General features: G+C 54.6%; 18 protein-coding genes. 8 read left to right on the top strand and 10 right to left on the bottom strand.

Features of this window, described 5'->3' with window-relative positions; all coding sequences use genetic code 11:
* Window positions 1–304: 304 nt before the first annotated feature.
* Complete coding sequence (gene fhuE, locus ACL2XN_RS07730; protein ID WP_413722563.1) at window positions 305–2,521, top strand: ferric-rhodotorulic acid/ferric-coprogen receptor FhuE; 2,217 nt, start codon at window positions 305–307, stop codon at window positions 2,519–2,521.
* 56 nt (window positions 2,522–2,577) lie between these two features.
* Here fhuE and ACL2XN_RS07735 read toward each other — a convergent pair whose 3' ends face one another.
* Genes ACL2XN_RS07735 through ACL2XN_RS07745 form a run of 3 tightly spaced genes read right to left on the bottom strand, consistent with a single transcriptional unit; the run spans window position 2,578 to window position 5,343 of the window.
* Window positions 2,578–3,378, bottom strand: coding sequence for a pyrroline-5-carboxylate reductase family protein (locus ACL2XN_RS07735; protein ID WP_410015518.1), 801 nt, complete (start codon window positions 3,376–3,378; stop codon window positions 2,578–2,580).
* Between the two features lie 34 nt (window positions 3,379–3,412).
* Window positions 3,413–4,570: a M20 aminoacylase family protein gene (locus ACL2XN_RS07740; protein WP_410015519.1), complete on the bottom strand. Its 1,158-nt coding sequence runs from the start codon at window positions 4,568–4,570 to the stop codon at window positions 3,413–3,415.
* Between the two features lie 59 nt (window positions 4,571–4,629).
* On the bottom strand, window positions 4,630–5,343 hold the full coding sequence (locus tag ACL2XN_RS07745) for a GntR family transcriptional regulator (protein ID WP_410015520.1): 714 nt from the start codon (window positions 5,341–5,343) through the stop codon (window positions 4,630–4,632).
* Window positions 5,344–5,860: 517 nt separating this feature from the next.
* Here ACL2XN_RS07745 and ACL2XN_RS07750 point away from each other — a divergent pair.
* The 7 genes from ACL2XN_RS07750 (at window position 5,861) to ACL2XN_RS07780 (ending at window position 12,872) form a co-directional block, all read left to right on the top strand.
* Window positions 5,861–6,979 carry an ABC transporter substrate-binding protein gene (locus tag ACL2XN_RS07750; protein ID WP_410015521.1) on the top strand — a complete coding sequence of 373 codons (1,119 nt, stop codon included), beginning with the start codon at window positions 5,861–5,863 and terminating at the stop codon, window positions 6,977–6,979.
* Between the two features lie 50 nt (window positions 6,980–7,029).
* Window positions 7,030–7,923: a branched-chain amino acid ABC transporter permease gene (locus ACL2XN_RS07755; RefSeq protein WP_410015522.1), complete on the top strand. Its 894-nt coding sequence runs from the start codon at window positions 7,030–7,032 to the stop codon at window positions 7,921–7,923.
* The gene (locus ACL2XN_RS07760; protein ID WP_413730593.1) at window positions 7,916–8,803 is read left to right on the top strand and encodes a branched-chain amino acid ABC transporter permease; all 888 of its coding nucleotides are present in this window, start codon (window positions 7,916–7,918) and stop codon (window positions 8,801–8,803) included. The genes ACL2XN_RS07755 and ACL2XN_RS07760 overlap by 8 nt, the downstream gene beginning before the upstream one ends.
* Complete coding sequence (locus ACL2XN_RS07765) at window positions 8,800–9,579, top strand: ABC transporter ATP-binding protein (protein WP_413728571.1); 780 nt, start codon at window positions 8,800–8,802, stop codon at window positions 9,577–9,579. Before ACL2XN_RS07760 ends, ACL2XN_RS07765 begins: the two co-directional genes overlap by 4 nt.
* Window positions 9,576–10,295: an ABC transporter ATP-binding protein gene (locus ACL2XN_RS07770; protein WP_410015525.1), complete on the top strand. Its 720-nt coding sequence runs from the start codon at window positions 9,576–9,578 to the stop codon at window positions 10,293–10,295. The genes ACL2XN_RS07765 and ACL2XN_RS07770 overlap by 4 nt, the downstream gene beginning before the upstream one ends.
* A gap of 65 nt (window positions 10,296–10,360) precedes the next feature.
* Window positions 10,361–11,203, top strand: coding sequence for a VOC family protein (locus ACL2XN_RS07775; RefSeq protein WP_413730594.1), 843 nt, complete (start codon window positions 10,361–10,363; stop codon window positions 11,201–11,203).
* A gap of 148 nt (window positions 11,204–11,351) precedes the next feature.
* Window positions 11,352–12,872, top strand: a complete 1,521-nt coding sequence (locus ACL2XN_RS07780; RefSeq protein WP_413730595.1) for a glycoside hydrolase 43 family protein — start codon at window positions 11,352–11,354, stop codon at window positions 12,870–12,872.
* Between the two features lie 31 nt (window positions 12,873–12,903).
* On the opposite strand, the gene ACL2XN_RS07785 is transcribed toward ACL2XN_RS07780, so the two are convergent.
* From ACL2XN_RS07785 to ACL2XN_RS07815, 7 genes are all read right to left on the bottom strand, one after another.
* On the bottom strand, window positions 12,904–13,479 hold the full coding sequence (locus ACL2XN_RS07785) for a DJ-1/PfpI family protein (RefSeq protein WP_410015528.1): 576 nt from the start codon (window positions 13,477–13,479) through the stop codon (window positions 12,904–12,906).
* Window positions 13,480–13,513: 34 nt separating this feature from the next.
* Entirely contained in the window at window positions 13,514–14,212 is a 699-nt protein-coding gene (locus tag ACL2XN_RS07790) for an oligogalacturonate-specific porin KdgM family protein (protein ID WP_413722557.1), read from the bottom strand.
* A 329-nt stretch (window positions 14,213–14,541) separates the two neighbouring features.
* Complete coding sequence (locus ACL2XN_RS07795; RefSeq protein ID WP_413722556.1) at window positions 14,542–15,408, bottom strand: Cof-type HAD-IIB family hydrolase; 867 nt, start codon at window positions 15,406–15,408, stop codon at window positions 14,542–14,544.
* On the bottom strand, window positions 15,387–16,346 hold the full coding sequence (locus ACL2XN_RS07800) for a hydroxyacid dehydrogenase (RefSeq protein WP_413722555.1): 960 nt from the start codon (window positions 16,344–16,346) through the stop codon (window positions 15,387–15,389). The genes ACL2XN_RS07795 and ACL2XN_RS07800 overlap by 22 nt, the downstream gene beginning before the upstream one ends.
* 49 nt (window positions 16,347–16,395) lie before the next feature.
* Window positions 16,396–17,235, bottom strand: coding sequence for a PTS system mannose/fructose/sorbose family transporter subunit IID (locus tag ACL2XN_RS07805; RefSeq protein WP_413728573.1), 840 nt, complete (start codon window positions 17,233–17,235; stop codon window positions 16,396–16,398).
* Window positions 17,228–18,031: a PTS mannose/fructose/sorbose/N-acetylgalactosamine transporter subunit IIC gene (locus ACL2XN_RS07810; RefSeq protein ID WP_413728574.1), complete on the bottom strand. Its 804-nt coding sequence runs from the start codon at window positions 18,029–18,031 to the stop codon at window positions 17,228–17,230. Before ACL2XN_RS07810 ends, ACL2XN_RS07805 begins: the two co-directional genes overlap by 8 nt.
* A gap of 14 nt (window positions 18,032–18,045) precedes the next feature.
* Window positions 18,046–18,537 carry a PTS system mannose/fructose/N-acetylgalactosamine-transporter subunit IIB gene (locus ACL2XN_RS07815; protein WP_413730596.1) on the bottom strand — a complete coding sequence of 164 codons (492 nt, stop codon included), beginning with the start codon at window positions 18,535–18,537 and terminating at the stop codon, window positions 18,046–18,048.
* Window positions 18,538–18,560: the final 23 nt, after the last annotated feature.

Consider the following 18,560-nt stretch of genomic DNA (forward strand, 5'->3'; position numbering starts at 1 on the left):
AACGGTTTCCGGCGGGCTATCGCCGCACGGACAGGTCAAAGAATGAATGAGAATAATACACATTCGCGAAAACTAAGCAAATCCAATCGATCGCTAACCCGCAACGCCGCGTCCATTTACATTTAGAAATGAAACTTATTAATAATTATTAAAGCAAATGATTATCATTGGTATTCTCAACTGGTGCGTGTTTTTACTTTCCGGGCTTCGCAATGGCAATCCTCTCCCGCTATTTCGGGGTCACCACCTAAAACAACAAAAGCATTATGACAGCGGGTCACGCTTATTTCTGACGGGTAAGGTTATGTCTTTGAATCGCAAGGAAACTCGCGCTGAATCACGCGCGTCCGACATCCGTAAAACATTCACGATGTCGTTGCTGGCAATGGTGGTACATGCCCTGCTCAACCCAATGCCGGCGCAGGCAACCGAAACAGACAACACGACAACCACCGGCGATGACCAGCAAAAGCTGGTGGTGTACGCAAGCCCCGACAACAAGGTTGCAGAAGAAAAACAGGACTACCAGGTACCCACCACGCGCGCTGGGACCAAACTGCTGCTGACGCCACGCGATGTGCCGCAGTCCGTCAGCGTGATAACTCAGCAGCGTATGCAGGATCAGCAGTTGCAAACCGTTACTGATGTGCTGAATAACACTACAGGTATCACCAGCAACCTGGTTGACAGCGAACGTTCCGAGTATTTTTCCCGCGGCTTCAAAATCACCAACTTCACCTTTGACGGCATTCCCACTTCGGTTGGCGATGCGTGGAACTACGGCGACGCCGCTTCAGATACGGCGATTTATGACCGTATTGAAGTGGTACGCGGCGCCACCGGCCTGATAACCGGCGCAGGCAGCCCATCGGCGTCCGTTAACATGGTACGTAAGCATGCGGACAGTAAAGAGCCCACCGGCACGGTAAGCGCCAGCTATGGCAGTTGGAACAAACAACGCTATGTTGCCGATGTTGCCGGCCCGCTGAATGATGATGGATCGGTGCGAGGTCGTGTGGTGACAGGCTACCAGGATCAGGACAGCTGGCTGGACCGATATCAGAAAAACAAAAAATTTCTCTATGGCGTGGTGGATGCGGATATCACTGATCACACCACCCTATCGCTTGGCTACGACTATGAGGACGCCGACACCGCAAACCCCACCTGGGGCGGCCTGCCGATGTTTTACAGCAATGGTTCACTGACGCACTACAACCGCAGCCTGAACTCCTCCGCCGACTGGACGTCTTATCACACCAACGCGCGCAAAGCGTATGCCGACCTGGTACATAGCTTTGATAACGGCTGGAACGTCCACGTTAATGGCACCCACGCGCAGAACACCTTTAGCGATAATCTGCTCTATGTCATGGATTATCCGGACCAGAGCACCGGCGAAGGTGTGACCGGTTACGGCAGCATGGACCGAGGCAAGCGTGAACTGACCTCCGTGGATGGCTACGCCAGCGGTCCGTTCAAGGCGTTTGGTCGCCGGCATCAGTTGATGGCCGGAATCAGCTACAGCCGCCAGCATAACGCCACCTACAGCCAGGACGGCATTACCGATCCCGACAATTACAACATCGCCGCCAGCGATATGGGCGCGTTTAACAATGGCTGGAATGGCAATATCGCCGAGCCGGAATGGCAGGGCTGGTATCTGAACGCGGATGATGTGATCCGCCAGAAATCAGCGTATACCGCCGCGCGCTTCTCTCTGGCGGACCCGCTGGCGCTGATTGTGGGTGCGCGTTATACCCAATGGAGCACCAATGGCAGCAGCGGCGATATGGAAAAAAACAACATCACGCCGTACGCGGGCCTGGTGTATGACATTAACGATACCTGGTCGGCCTACGCCAGCTATACCTCGATCTTCCAGCCGCAGACCTATCGCGACAGCGCCGGCCGCTATCTGTCGCCGGTTACCGGTAAAAGCTATGAAACCGGCCTGAAATCCGCCTGGTTGGATGGGCGCCTGACCGCCTCGGTCGCGGTGTTCCGTATCGAGCAGAACAGCGTCGGTACTGAACAGAATGGTGTTTATGTCAATAACAGCAGTGAGCAGGCCTACAAGGCAACCAAGGGAGCACGGAGCAAAGGGGCGGAATTTGAGCTGAACGGCGCGCTCACCGATAATCTGCAGTTGACGTTTGGCGCGACGCGTTATGTCGCGCGCGATAAAGAGGGCCGTTATAATCCGGACCAGCCGCAAACCGATTTCAAATTGTTTACGCGTTATCAAATGCCCATGTTGCCGGACCTGGCCATTGGCGGCGGCATCAACTGGCAGAACCGCGTGTTTGAAGATGTGACCGGGCCGGATGGCAGCACCCGGCGCGTTTATCAGAGCAGCTACCCGTTGGCGAACCTGTTTGCACGCTACCAGGTCACCAAACAGGTAGCTATACAGGCAAACGTTAATAATCTGTTTGACCGTACCTACTACACCTATATGAACAACTACGTTTACGGCGAGCCGCGTAATTTCTCGGTCAGCGCGTCTTATCAATTCTGATGCAGAACCACCGGGCCCTGGCTTAACAGGGCCCGGTAGCTTTATTTATAGTCGGTCTAACCTTTAGAAAGCTCCGTCGTTCTTCTGACTGCGGTCATCACGCTGCGCTGCAACCCCGCGGCAAAATCGCTGTTGTTGAGTTCGTACAATCCGTTGATTCCCACACCGGCAGGCGAATTGTTGATGTCCATCAGTTGACGCGGATGCCTCCCGCTGGCTTTCAGCATTTCCACGCCGCCGATCAGATTCTCCCAAACCACTTTACTGGCCTGCGGCCGCGACAATCCGCTCAACACGCCGGCATCCGTCAGCGATTCAATAAAGTAATACACATAATTCACCCCGGCGACGGCAAAACCGGTAAAGGCGTCAATGAGCCGTTCCTCAAGCAGCATCACTTTGCCGAAACTTTCCAGAAACGGCATCAGCGGCTCGGGTTGCACGTGCGGATTGAACACCACGCCACTGTAGCCAAAACCCGTGTCAGTCAGGGTGTTGGGAATGGTGCGCACAATCGGGCGGGTAGCCCCAAACAGTGTGCCCAGCCGTTCAAGGGTAACGCCCGCAATGATCGAAATGATGGTCGCCTGAGGCGAGGCGAGCTGGCAGATATGCTTCGCCACGCCGGCAATATCGTCCTGCGGACGGACGCCAAGCACGATGTATTCCGCCGCCGCCAGCGCTTCGCCGTCATTCAGCGGCGAAGCAAGCTGATAACGCTCGCGCAGCGCGGCAATGCGCCCGGCATCAATATCCATAAGTGTAATCTGGCTGGCCGAAACGGCCTGGCGGCTCAGGGCTGCGCGAATAATCGCTTCCGCCATCTGACCGGCGCCGACAAAATGAATCTGACTCATAATTGACTCCGTAAAAATGAAAACAGTGTGAGAATTAGTCTTTCAGCAATCTGTTCACCAGCGTTGCCCATATACCGATGCCCAGCGGGATAAGATCGTCGTTAAAGTCATAACGCGCGTTATGCAGGGAAGCAGAAGGGGTTGCGCCATCGGCGCCCAGCCAGAAATACGCGCCGGGACATCGCTCAAGCAGATAGCCGAAATCCTCTGCCGCCATCGACGGCGCATTATTGAAATGCACCCGCGTCACGCCGGGGGAATGCAGCGCCGCCGCGCGCACCGCTTCCGCCTGCTCCGGATGATTTTTTGTCACCGGATAACCCCATTCCCAGCGGACCTCGCCTCGCACGCCATAGGGCAACGGCACGGCGTTGACGTACTCTTCAATCAGCCGCCAGCAGGTGACGCGCGTTTCGTTGCTCAGGCAGCGCAATGTACCGGACATATGCAGCGTTTCGGGAATCACGTTGATAGCCTCCCCCGCCTGAAGCTGCGTCAGGCTGATCACCGTTTGTTCCAGCGGCGATAAGCGGCGTGAAATCAGGCTTTGCAGCGACAAAATAAGTTGCGCGCCGGCAACCACCGGATCGGCGCCGAGCTCCGGCATGGCGGCATGGCAGCCTTTTCCGGTCAGCGTGATATAGAAATTATCCTGGGAGGCCATCATCGGCCCCTGGCTAACGGCGACGTCGCCGACCGGCAAACCCGGCCAGTTGTGCAGCGCGTAAACACTGCTCATCGGAAAGCGTTCAAACAGCCCTTCATCCACCATCATCTTCCCGCCGCCGGCATTTTCTTCAGCAGGCTGGAAAATGAAATGCACCGTGCCGCGGAAATGACGGTTTTCACTCAGATGACGCGCCGCGCCAAGCAAAATGGCGGTATGTCCGTCGTGACCGCAGGCGTGCATCAGGGCAGGGTTTTGCGAGATATGAGCAAAATCATTCAGTTCCTGAATCGGCAGCGCATCGATATCCGCGCGTAAGCCAATCGATGGCCCTGCGCCGTTGCGCAGCGTCGCCACAATACCGGTTTCGGCAATGCCGCTGTGTACTTCCAGGCCGAAGGACAACAGACGCTCGCTGATTTTCCTGGCGGTACCGTGTTCTTTCAGACCCAGCTCAGGCCGGGCGTGGAATTCACGGCGCAACTGTTTTGCCTGGTCGATAATGTGTTGGGAAATGACGACCATAGATCCTCTGTGGTGATCTGCATTGATATATCGGTTTTTTCACAAATCCGGCGACAACGTCACAGCGTCTGTTTTTTACCGAAGTAAATACGTGCCAGCCCTTCTTTCGTCACTTCAACCGCATGTTCCGCGCTGAGCGAGACGTGCCGTTCAATTAACTGCGCGCCTTTGACAGCATCGCGGTGACGCAGCGCGGAGATAATGTCGACATGTTCATCGTAGGCGTTAATCCGGCGGCTTGGCGTTTCCAGATCGATACGGCGGAAGAAACGGATGAGTGAGTTGAGGCTGTCGAGCATCTCGTACAGACGCGAGTTATGCGAGATGCGGGCAATTTCCATATGGAACTTCTCATCGGCTTTGGCTATTTCCGTCCAGTCAGTGATCTCACCGGCGTCCGGCTGTTTGTCGCTGATCGCTTCCCAGATAGCGGCGGTCACGGCGATTTCTTCATCCGTCGCGCGCTGGCAGGCAAAGCGGAATGTCGCCTGCTCAATCACCATGCGTACTTCATATAATTCGCGCACGCCTTCCGGCGTAATGTCACGGGCATAAAATCCGCGATTGGGGACAAAACGCATAAAACCCTCTTTCGACAGGCGGTTCAGCGCTTCCCGTACGGGTGTTCTTGACACACCGAGCTGGCCGGACAGCTCGACCTCATTAACACGTTCGCCCGGTCGGAAGTGGTAGTCGATAGCCAGTAGTTTGACCTTCTCGTAAACCTTCTCAACGCTGTCGGCACTGCGGGGCTTTTTCTTTGGAACAATCACTGAGTCTCCTGTTGCGCTTAATTTTTTTGCTGACACCGTGCTAATACTCAATATTTAACATTGCAGCAGATATTCAATAATAGGTAATGTTTAAAGTGATATCACAGGAATAAATTCCACTCAACACATGTTTGCATACACTTTTGCGTTCACTTTAATTAATACTTATATATCAGGTAATTAATAATAATATGTTATTTAAGCCTATTATTTATCCATTAATTATCAAGTTGCACTATTGCAGTGCGACTGTTGCTCTAAAAAAGTGAAAAAATAGTCCTGTCGCGGAAAGAGATATTTTAAATCTGGATAAATGAATCATAGCGCCCTGCCCGGTTTAACCTTTTTCATTACACCTTTTTCCGTTGTTTTCCTTCATTATTTGATCTTTTTGCCCCACCCTTCACGCGTTGTTTTTTTAATAAGTGTACACATGGCATAAAACTTGCCTTTGAACATAAGTGTATTCACTTGTTTATTCACTTTATCGTAGTACTAAAAGCTCCGGAGAACACTAATGAAAACCCGCTTTCGCCGTATCGTTATTCTGTCTGCGTTGACCAGCCTGCCGTTGCTGAGCGCCGTTCCTCCCGCTTTAGCCGATATCAAACTGGGCGCCATCCTGCCCTTAACCGGTACCAGCGCCAGCATTGGTGAAGATCAGCGTCGTGGTATTGAACTGGCCGTTGAGAAGCTCAATGCCAAAGGCGGCGTCGCGGGACAAAAGCTGGATGTGGTGGTGGAAGACTCGGCGGGAAGCCCGGTAACAGGGCTGAATGCGGTCAGGAAACTCACCCAGGTGGATAAAGTGCCCTTGGTCGTGGGCGATTTTTCCTCAAGCGTCACCATTCCCATCGGCCAGTATCTGGTGAAGAACAATCTGGTCCACATCAACATTTCCGGCACCAGCGCGGATGTACGAAAAATTGGCCAATCCTCTTACAGCGTGATCGGCCTGGATGATCTTTCCGCCCGTTTTTCCGCCGATGACGTGTGGAAACAGGGTTATCACAATGTCGCTTTTATCGCGCCGGATGGCGCTTACGGCCAGGGCATGGCGCAGCAGTTCAGGCAGGCGTTTGAAAAGCTGGGCGGTAAAGTGACGGCGAAAGTGCTGTACGCCAGCGGCCAGCCTTCCTACCGCCGCGAACTGGAGCAACTATCCCGCGCCAAACCTGACGCCTATGTCTACACCAGCTACGGCCAGGACGCCATCGTCCTGAACCGTGAAGCCTGGGAACTGGGCATGGGCAAAACGCCGTGGTATGGCATGTATCTGACCATGGCGATTGCCGATTCACCGGCGCAATACACCAACGGGCAGATCGGCATGGAAGTGTCCGGCATGGCGCAAAAAACCGACGGCCAGAGTTACGGCGACAACTATCAGCAGCGTTTCCACGAAAAACCCCGTTCCGTCTACGGCAGCTACGCCTATGACAGCATCATGCTGGCTGCGGCGGCCATCGATAAAGCCCACGACGCCAGCCCGGCGGCGCTGATCGCCGCCATGAAAACGGTCGCGCCGACATTTACCGGCATAACCGGCACGCTGAATCTGGACGCTGATAATCAGCGCCAGACCCAACCTTACCTGAAGGTGAAAGCCTTTAACGGCGAACCCGTAGCGCGCTAAGGTCACCGGCCGCGATCGTTTCCTTGTGTCATTTTGTTCAGGAAAGCATCATGTTGCAGTTTATTGTTGATACGCTAATCCGCACCGCCGATTTGTCCCTGGTCGCGCTCGGGCTGAGCCTGGTCTACGGTTTGGTACGGTTTGCCAATATCGCCCATGTACAGTACGCCATGGTCGGGGCCTTCCTGACCGCCGGCGGCATGAAAATGGGCATGCCTTTTTCGCTGGCGGTGTTGTTTTCAGCGCTGTCGTGCGGCATTTTAGCCGTGCTGCTGCATCACTGGGTGTTTCAGCGCCTGCTTAACGCCGGGGCGGCGAATGCCATGATAGGCTCCCTCGCCGTCTCGATGGTCATGATTGCACTGATATTAGGCGTCGAGGGATCGGCGCCCGTCAGCTATCACCTGCCGATCGGCAATACCTGGCAGTGGGGCGAAATCCGCATTTCCGCTGACGAATGCTGGAGCCTCGTCGCCACGGTCGCCATCATTCTTATCTTCAACTTTTTACTGTTTTTCACCCCGCAGGGGCGTTCCATTCGCGCGCTGGCCAGTAACCGCGAGCTGGCGGCGGCATCCGGTCTGAATGCCAAAGCCATCATCCACACCGTCAATATGATCGCCGGCATGATCGCCGCCGTCGGCGGCGCGTTGATCGCCATGAACGGCAGCGCGTATATCAACCAGGGAAATGACCTGATGCTACCGGTACTGGCAGCCGCCATTCTCGGCGGGCTGGGCAACCCGATGGGCGCCATTTTCGGCGCGCTGCTGATTGCCGTGACGGAAACACTGGTCACCAACATTAACTGGGGATGGCTGTATGGCGAGGAAATGGTGTTTATGCCAACTACCTGGATTAACGCGGCGTCGTTCGTGATGCTGCTGCTGGCCCTGCTGCTACGCCCTTATGGCTTATTCAACCGGGAGGTGCGCCGTGTCTGAATTTCTGTTGCATATTTTCTGCATCGCCGGCATTTACGCGATGATTGCGCTGGCGCTTAACCTGCAGGCCGGTTATGCCGGTTTGCTCAACTTCGGTCATATCGCGTTTGTCGGTATCGGGGCTTACGCCATCGGGATCGGCAGCCAGTTTTCCTTGCCTTTATGGCTGGTGATCCCGGCCGGGATCGTGCTGGCCATGATGGTCTCCGCCGCCATGGCGCTGCTCGGGCGTCAGCTTTCCGCCGATTACTGGGGGATCGCCACGCTGGCGCTGGCGGAAATCATCCGTATTGCGGTGATCAACGAAGAAGGACTGACCGGCGGCGGCCAGGGGATCGGCAACATTTCTGCGCCGTGGTCTACGGGTCTGCAACAACAGGATGTACTGATCTTCACCGTGCTGGTCCTGCTGTGTATCGCGCTTTGTACTGTTATCTCTGTACGCGTGGGCAACAGCCGGTTCGGGCGTGCTTTACGGCTGATGCGCGAACAGCCGCAACTGGCGATGTGCCTGGGATATTCACTGCTGTGGCTCAAATGCCGGGCACTGATGTGCAGCGCGGTAATGTGCGCTATCGCAGGGATGTTGCTTGCCTGGTACACCAACTACGTCAGCCCGGATTACCTGCTTTCTTCCGAAACCTTCCTTATCTGGAGCATGGTGATGATCGGCGGCATCGGCAATGTGCGCGGGGTGTTGGCTGGGGTGGTGGTGGTCGAAGGGTTATACAACTTTATTCCCTTCGCCAAAGACTGGCTGCATATGAGTTCTGATCTGACCGGCGCGCTGCGCCTCGGGCTGGTGGGGCTGGTGATGCTGATCGGATTGTTACTGCGTCCGGGCGGTATTCTGCCGGAAAAGCTGAGGATCATGCCATGACGATATCTCTGTTCGTGGACAACATCAGCAAAGCCTTCGGGGGCAATCAGGTGCTGAAATCGGTCACGTTTAGCCTGCAAAAAGGCGAGATCCTGGGGCTGCTGGGGCCGAACGGTTCCGGAAAAAGCACCCTGCTCAACGCGATCTCCGGGTTTACCGCCATCGACAGCGGCACGATTACCGCCGGCGCAGAGCGCATCGACAAAATGCCCCCACACCGCATCATCAGGGCAGGCATTGCGCGCACCTTCCAGCTCCCGGCCATGCCGGCGAAAATGACGGTCATGGAGGTGGTGATGGCCGCCGGCACCCGTCATCACGGTATCTGGAACGGGCTGTTTTCACTGCCTTCCGGGCGGCGGGCTGAGAGGAAAGATCATATGAAAGCCACCGGATTGCTCGACACACTGCTATTGACCAAAGTACGGGATCTGCCCGCTGCGGCGCTTTCCGGCGGCCAGAAAAAACTGCTGGGCATTGCCTGTGCGCTGATGGGCGATCCGGACATCCTGATGCTTGACGAACCGATGGCCGGCGTACACCCGACACTGCGTCAGGAGTTGGTGGCGACGCTGCAAACCCTTAGCGGCAACGGTATTTCACTGGTTATCATCGAGCATGATATGCACTTTATAACATCGCTTTGCGAGCGTTGCATTGTGCTGGATCGCGGGCATATCGTCGCCAGTTGCCATCCCGATGATTTATCTAAAAACCAGGAAGTGCTGGATGCCTATCTCGGCGGCGCAAGCCGAGCCCTGAAGGAGGCCGTATGATCAGAATTCATGATGTCGTCGCCGGTTACACCCCGGGCGTGGATATTCTGCAGGGCATTTCGCTGGACGTTTCCCAGGCGGAAATCGTCACCCTGCTCGGGCCGAACGGCTGTGGGAAATCCACCCTGCTCAAATGCATCGCCGGGTTTCTGACGCCGCGCCATGGCGAGGTTCGTCTTAACGGCGAGGAAACCGGCAGCATCCCGATCCACCGCAAAGTCCGCGAATGCTCGCTGGGTTTTGTTCCGCAGCTCGATAATGTGTTCAACAGCCTGAGCGTGGCGGAAAATCTGCAAACCGGCGGCCAGTTTTTGCCGCCGGCCAAACGTAAACGGCGCATGGAACAACTCTGCGAAATGTATCCTTTGTTGCGGAAAAAATGGCAGGCGCCGGCCTCGGCGCTGTCCGGCGGCGAACGGCAGATTCTGGCCCTCACCCGCGCGCTGATGCCCGAACCGGCCATTTTGCTGCTGGATGAGCCTTCAGCCGGGCTGTCACCGAAAATGCTCGACGAAGTATTCAGCGCGATTCAGGCCATCCGCCAGCTGGAAAAAGTCACTATTCTGATGGTCGAGCAAAATGCGATGGAAGCCCTGCATATCTCTGACCGCGCCTATATTCTTGCGCTCGGCAACGTCGCGCTGACCGGCAATGCCCGTGATTTACTTAGCGATGCGCGCATGAGCGAACTCTACTTTGGAGGGCGCACCGCGTAAACCATGCTTTTATCCTCCACCCCATGTTCAACGACGCCAATACAAACAGATTGGGAGAATAGGCTATGTCTCAGTTAACCCCGGTGATCGATCACGCGGTGATCAATGTTGACGATCATCTTGACGACGCGCGGGCGTTATTTCTCCGCCTGGGATTTCAGTTGACCGCACGCGGGCATCACTCGATGGGTTCGAGTAATCATCTGGCGATTTTTGGCGAAAACTACCTGGAACTGCTGGGCTATGAACAAGATAACACCGGCGCCGCTAAAGGTTTGTGGCAACCGCCGTTGGGCTTAGCCGGTCTGGTCTGGAAAACGGGCGATGCCGGTGCGGTCTTTCAGCAGTTACAAGCCTGCCGGCTGGCAGCCGAGCCGCCGACCGTTTTTTCCCGCCGGGTTACCCTGCCCGATAGCCGCATTGTTGAAGCCCGGTTTTGCATCACCCGTATCGATGCCCGCCGGATCCCCAACGGTTTCAGTTTTTTCTGCCAGCATCTGACGCCCGATGCGGTATGGCAGCCAGCGTGGCAGCAACATCCGAATGGCGTGCAGGATCTCTGCGGGTTTGTGATGGTGGCGGACGATACGGAAAACGCCATGCAGATCTATGCGCAGCTGTTCGGGCCGCAACATGAGTTCAGCAAAATGGGCGGGGAATATTTCCTGCAGGCGGGGAAAACCCGGCTGCGGTTTATCACTCCCGAGCAAGCCAGACAGGCGTTTATCGCCCTGCCGGAGGATTACGCCGGGGAAACGAGAATGAGCGCACTGGAGTTTCGGGTATCGTCCCTGGCACAGGTAAGAGCCGTCCTGGAGAAAGGAGATATCCGGTTCAGCGCAACCCATAACAGGGTTGTTGTTTCCCCGGCCGCGGCATTTAAGGTCACGCTGAGTTTTCGCGAGTAAGTTGTAAGGCGCAGGCATTCAACACAAGGCCGCCCAGGGCGATTACTGGTCATGACAAATCTCAATATATTGATATATATGAATTTTAATTCTTGGCGTAAAAATTGCTTCTCATCCTGTCAGGTTCTACACAACAGCGAACAGGCCAATGTCTTTATTTTATAAAAATCCCATTATCCACGCCGACTATGCCGACCCGGATATCATCAGGACCGGCGGCGATTTTTGGCTGGTGTCGTCCAGTTTTAATCACGTTCCCGGCCTGCCCCTGCTGCACTCGCGCGACTTGATCCACTGGACGCTGGTCAACCATGTGGTGCCGCGGCTGCCGTTTGCCAGCTATAACGCAGTGCAACCCGGCAAGGGCATCTGGGCCCCCAGTATTCGTTATCATGCCGGGCGCTATTGGGTTTTTTTCAGTACCCCGGACGAGGGTATTTTTGTCTGTCACAGCACCGATCCGCTGGGGGAATGGAGCGCGCCGCATTGCCTGCAAAAAGTGTCCGGTTGGATCGATCCCTGCCCGTTCTGGGATGACGACGGCCGCGCTTGGCTGGTCCATGCCTTCGCCTATAGCCGCAGCGGCATCAAAAATAAGCTTCAGTTAATCGAGATGGCGCCGGATGCCTCGCGTTTGCTGGATGACGGGCAGATTATTTTTGACGGCACGCCCTCCCATCCGACGCTTGAGGGGCCAAAGCTGTACAAACGCGCAGGCGAATACTGGATATTCGCTCCGGCCGGCGGAGTAAAACGCGGCTGGCAAACCGTGCTGCGCGCCGCCCGCCTTCAGGGGCCGTGGGAAAGTCGCGATGTACTGCACCAGGGCGACACCTCTGTTAACGGTCCACATCAGGGGGGCTGGGTGGCGCTGGAGAATGGCGAGGATTGGTTTCTCCATTTTCAGGATAAAGGCCTGTATGGCCGGATAGTTCATTTGCAGCCGCTGCGTTGGCTCGACGACGGCTGGCCGCTGATCGGCGAGACCAGCGACGAACCCGGCAAAGGGCAACCGGTGCTCATACATCCGATACCCGATTTGCCTTACTGCCCCGGCGAAATCCAGTCCAGCGATGATTTTGCCGACGGCCGCCCCGGTAAGCAGTGGCAATGGCAGGCCAATCCCGCTGACGACTGGATAAGCCCCGGCCGGCCGGGGCTACGGCTGCGCTGCGCGCCCTTAGCTGCCTGGAATGGCGTACCGGCGTTATATACGACGCCACAGCTCCTGCTGCAGAAATTTCCAGCCGTCCGTTTTTCCGTGTGCTGCGGCGTTACCCCGCACTTTCTGCAACCCGGGGATGAAGGCGGGCTGATGGTTTATGGAGAACGCTACGCCGCGCTGACGCTGTATCTAGAACAAAAGCGCCTATGGCTTGGCTTGCGCCATGGCTGGATAAGCGAGCGCGGTATCTTGACGGAGCACAGGGTGCCGGTCGCTGATGTCACCGATTATCGGGTTTTGGCGCTGGCCTGCGATGTCGGCGATGACGGGATTTGCCATTTCCGCTATCACGCCGCAGGGCAGGCCTGGGCAACGGTATCGCCACGGTTTTCCGCCGGCGCGGGAAAATGGGTCGGCGCTAAAATGGGTATCTATGCGGCTTCAACGAATCACCATTCCAACGGAAATATCCACTTTGACTATTTTACAGTTAAGAAAAAATAACGCCGGGGGCGGTAAATCCGCCCCACAGACGCTACAGCCCAAGGGATAAGCGATGGTAAATATGTTCGGCCTGCCGGCGTATCCGCGCCTCATCGCCGGTTAAACGCATTGCAATGGAAAAGGCAAAATCGAACGCCGTCCCCAGCCCCCGTCCACTTAATAAATTACCGTCTTCCACTACCGGGGCGTCGACATACACGCCGTCAGTAACGGTAGCCGACAAAGTGCCGGAACAGACATAACGGCGTCCTTTTAACAGCTTATGCGGGGCAAGGACGCGTGCGGCCGCTGAGCATAGCGGGCAAAGCCATTTTCCCGCATTATCATGGCGACGAATAAAATCGATCGCGGCCTGGTTCTCAGCGAGGTTTTGCGCCCCGAGGGGGCCGCCCGGGATCACGACCGCGTCGTACAGCGCCGTTGGACTTTCGCTGATTAACGCATCAGCCGTTACATGCAGGCCGTGGTAGCTGACCAGCGTGCGAGTGGCGCAGCAGGCCAGCATGGTTACCGCTATATCAAGCCGCTTTAGCACATCAAGGATAATAATCGCCTCGGCCTCTTCAAATCCCGGCGCCAATAATAGCGCCACCTGTTTTACTCTCATAGCGTTTGGGTGGGCCGCTCACCCACCCCCTTTATCAGAATAAATAATAGCGAATTCCTAAACGGAACCGCACCTGATTATCATTATTTTGATCCTGGTCCAGCCATGCCACTTCCGCATAGGGCATCCAATGCTGATTAACACGGTAACGGGCGACAATGCTCGGTTCCCAATGGGTTTTTTTACCATTGGAAGCATAATAATCGCCTGTATTAATGAAAAACTCAGGATTAAGCTGTAGCCATAATTTATCCGTGGCCTGATAGTTCAGGAACAGATCAATTTGATGACTATCATTATAATCCATTTCATTATTATAGTCCCTTTCCTGGTGGGTCATGTGATTATAACGATAACGCGTTGATACATTAAAAACTTTACTGAATTTATAATCCAGGCTGACATAGGGCGCCAGTTTGGTGCCGCCACTATCAATATCCGTTAAGCCGCCTGGGGTAATACTCCATTTATCGGCTAAAGGTACCGGATACCATCCCTCATATTCCTGAAAAGAACTTCTCAACTGACCGAAATCCTGGCCCAAATCATACATTGACGAGACCAGCACACCAGCCCCATTATCAAAAATATGACCGGCGCCAATTTTATACTGGTTTTTCTCTGATGCGGTGGTATGTGCATAACGGTTATCGATCCAGGTAGCGGATGCCATGGCGTTCAGGGTACAGCAGGCCACAGGCAGACCTATGGCCAGAAAAGTTATTTTTTTCATATTCTATCCTGCTCTTATTTTTGTTTGATCATTTGTGATAAACAGGGACCCACGGAAACAGCCATTCCGTGTATCAGCTTATTAAATGACAACGATATTATTTATCTCATCAAAAAATTCATTACCTTATCCTTATCGGCTAAAAGAAATAAAGTTAAAACTTTTCGCCGACATGACAATAAAGCAATTGTTATGCCAGATTATTAATTGCTTTATTTACAATGGGTTATTTGTATATATCGTTATTTTTTCTACACTCCAAAAATAATACGCCCGCTATAACATTGTGTTTAAAAAACTCAGGGCAATCATCAACACTAAATTTGAACCTAATCACACTCAAATAATTTACTGTTAATAACAAAATGCTCAAGAACCTTTGCCGCCCCATCATGTTCGTTATTATCCGTCACCCAATCGGCCAGTGATTTTATTTCTGGCGCAGCATTGCCCATTGCCACCCCTACGCCGGCAAAGAAAAGCATTTCTTTATCATTTTGTTCATCGCCCACGGCGATAATATGCCTCGCTGGAATATCCAGACGTGCGGCCAAAGTTCGGCAGGCGGAACCTTTATGTACGCCCTTTTTCATCACTTCATAATAGTTAGGCTCACTGCGAACAAAATGATAGCATCCGGCGATATCCGCAGGGATCAATATCGGTAACGCGTCGATTTTTTCCTTTTGCTCGATAAACATCATTTTTGGCGGGCGGCGCGGCGTATTCTGCCAACCGTCTGGCAATGTCATCACCGGCAGTTGACTAAACAGATGCCCGCCCGCGTCTGAGGTGAGCGGAAAATCAGTCAGTAGCTGATTATTTTCGAGCATATAGCAGGCATACCCCAACCGCCGGCCGAGCTGACTCAATATCAGGACATCGCGGTGGTCGAGACATTCCTCGGCAATACACTGTCTTTGTTGCTGGCTCCAGATAATAGCGCCGTTACAGGCGATGACGTAACCAGGCATATCGCCCAACGGTAATTGCCGCAGCACATTGCGCACGCTGTCCAATGAACGTCCCGAGGCCAGGGCGATCGTGACGCCAAGCTTGGCTGCGCGCTGTACCGCGTCTTTGAACCGCGGGGTGAGTTTTTTTTGCGGGGTCAACGCCGTACCATCCAGATCAAAAACGACCAGGCGATAGCAGCTACCTCTCGCAGCAGCGGTTATGTCATTATCTGATGGCAAAGGGCTTCTCCTTGTAGCCAACGACTGAATTCCGCCAGTACACAGTCAGCCAGGCGCTGGGTTTCATGATTCAACGCGCCGGCGATGTGGCTGCTTAATTGGATATTCGGCAGTTGGTAGAGTGGCGAATCGGCCACGGGTGGTTCCGGTTTGGTGACATCCAGCAACGCGGTAAGGTCCGGGCGCCGGCTGAATACCTCAATCAGCTCCGGCTCATTCACCTGTAAGCCGCGCCCGGTATTGATAAACACCGCCCCAGGGCGCATGCGGCGAAACAAACTCCCATTCAGCACGCCGACATTATCGGGACGATTCGGCAGATGGTTGCTGATAACGAACGCCGTTTCAAACACCTGCTCCAGCGATACCGTCCGGCGCGCAGCGCGCGACGGCACGCTGACGACGTCAAGCTCGAATGGCGCCAGCAAGCCGGTTAACGTTTGTGCTATCGCTCCGGCGCCGAGCAATGCCACCTGTTCCCCATAAGCGCCGGGCGCAGGATGCCGGTTACTCAGGTCATCAAATACCGCGGGAGCGCCATAGTCGCGATGATTACGGAAATAGCCTTTGCAAGCCAGCAGGATCTGCGCCAGACAAAATTCCGCCACCGACACGGCGTTGGCCCGCCAGGCGCTGACCACGGTTATCCCCCGCGACAGCAATGGCGCTGAGAACGTTTGCGTCGTCCCGGCGGCGTAAAACACCGCTTTCAGTTTTGGTAATTGATCGAGCTGCCGTTCGCTCAGTGGAAACATTCCCCAACTTGAGAAGATCACCTCAACCTGCGCCAGCTTTGGTAATTCCTGCGCCAGCATATCCTGCGTCACGATACGCGGGTAAAGCCGGCATAGCGCGGAAAGCCGTTGCCAACGGCCACGGGAGAAAACGTGCAAAAATTTTTCAGGCTGGTTGGAAAAGCAGGCGGCGTGACAAAGCATATCCTGAGTCCATAAGTCATCCCCTCTTCGCATGAAAAGGGGATGGGGGTTAGACAATGCCGATGCCGGCGGCGGCGAAGCCAAGCACAATCAGGACAATAAGCACTTTGTTCGGGCTGACCTTTTTATTCAGCAGACGCAGGCAAACCAGCACCAGCAGGAGCGGAATCAACCCAACGCAAATTTTATCGAGGATCTCCTGCAACACGAATGGCTGCCCGGCAATGGTGGTTTTATACGTGGTGGTGAACTTTACCATCGAGGCGCTCATCGCCCCTACCATCATCAACCCCATGATGGAGGACGCCTTAGTGATACACCCCAGCAGCCCAGATTGGGTGGCCTCGGCGATATATTTCGACCCGAGCCGGTAGCCCATGACCCCGCCGTAATATCGAATCAAATAGCTGGGAATGTTGTATATCAGCAGGAACAACAGCGGCCCGAGAGGGTTACCCTGCGAAGACAAGCCAATGGCTATGCCGGTGGCGATAATACGCAGCACGCCGTAAAAAAATGAGTCGCCTACACCGGCAAATGGACCCATCAGCGCCACTTTAATGCCGTTAATACTCGAGGTATCAAATGCCGGATTACCGGCATTCTCCTTTTCCATCGATAACGTCAAACCCATAATAAACGGCGCCAGATGCTGGTTAGTATTGAAAAATTGGCTATTGCGCTTAAGCGCATCCAGATAGCGATGAGGCTCTGGATAGATTTTGCGCAGCATCGGCGCCAGCGCCCAGCCATAGTTCAAGCCCTCCATGCGGGTAAAATTCATCGCCCCCAGCAATTGGAATTGGCGGATAAATAACTGGCGGAACATTTTCTTTTCGTCTTTATCGCTGCTATAGGCGACAGTGTCTCTTATCTGGATATCAGTCATTAAAGAACCCATCCTTATCGTCGACGGAAACCGCATGCGCATTGCCGGCGTTTTGTTTGTTTAATTTGAGTTGATTGAATTCGTTAAAGCACAGGTAAACCGCTATGGAGGCGGCGATAATGGCGATACCCATGATCGGCAGTTTCAAATACGCCGCCAGCGCAAAACCAATAAAAAAGAAGGCGGCGATATTGCGATGCCAAAGCGCTCTAAGCAGGATGGCGAACCCCAGCGCCGGCAGGATGCCGCCCACCGCGGTCATGCCGCGCATCACGGTACCGGGGATGTTCTCCACCAGGCTGCGGATAACGTCGGTGCCGAACAGCACGCCGAAAAAGGCGATGATCGCAAACGGCACGCCATAAAACATCGTCATGCCGAAGGTCAGGCCAAGCGCCGCGCGATCATGGCCCTGTTCAAGCAGGGCGTCATATTTTTCCACCAGAGCGGTGTACACCAGCTTCAGCACCTGGTAGACAAACACCGCCAGCAGGCTTATCGGCAATGCCAGCGCCACGGCCACCGCCGGTTCGGCATGGGTCAGGATGGTAAAGGCGGTGGCCAGCACCGAACCCACCGCCAGATCGGCGGGCACCGAGCCGCCGATAGTGATGGTGCCGAGGAAAATCAGTTCCAGGCTGGCGCCGATAATGATGCCCTGCTGAAAATCGCCCAACACCAATCCCACCATGGCGCCGCAGACCAGCGGACGTTCAATTAACGGCTGGCCGAGGGTGTGGTCGAAGAATTTGGCGATATACATCACCAGAGCAACAAGTAATGCCGGAGTTAACATACTGTCCTCGCTTTTCAGGCGTTATTAAGCATCTCAATGAGATTTTTCACCTGGTGGGAAGGCAACACCTGGTAGTCCACTTTTACGCCGCACCCGGCAATGGCGAGGAAATCCGCCACGTCTTGCGGCGTCACATAAACGGTGTCGCTGATTTTGGTTTTAGCCGCCAGGTTATCGGTGATACGTCCGTAATTGGCGACGTTCAGGTGCTTGATGGCGGGTACTTGCTCAATCAGGCGGCGGGCATCGGCCACATTGTTGACGATCACCAGGATTTTCATGTCCGCGGAGCGCGGATCGTTAAGGGTATCCCCGGCGTCCTTAACCGCCATGATGGCGCATTTCGCCGTATCCGGCGCCGCCATGCGCAGCGACATTTTCTGCACGTCGTTGGCCACGATCTGGTCGTTCGCCACGAGAATGCGGTTCACGCCCAGGTGCTTAGTCCATACCACCGCCACCTGGCCGTGGATTAATCGATCGTCAATACGAACCAATGAAATCATGTTTTTTTCTCCTGTTATTCGTC

The organism is Sodalis sp. RH22 (genome assembly GCF_047324165.1).
GTDB lineage: Bacteria > Pseudomonadota > Gammaproteobacteria > Enterobacterales > Enterobacteriaceae > Acerihabitans.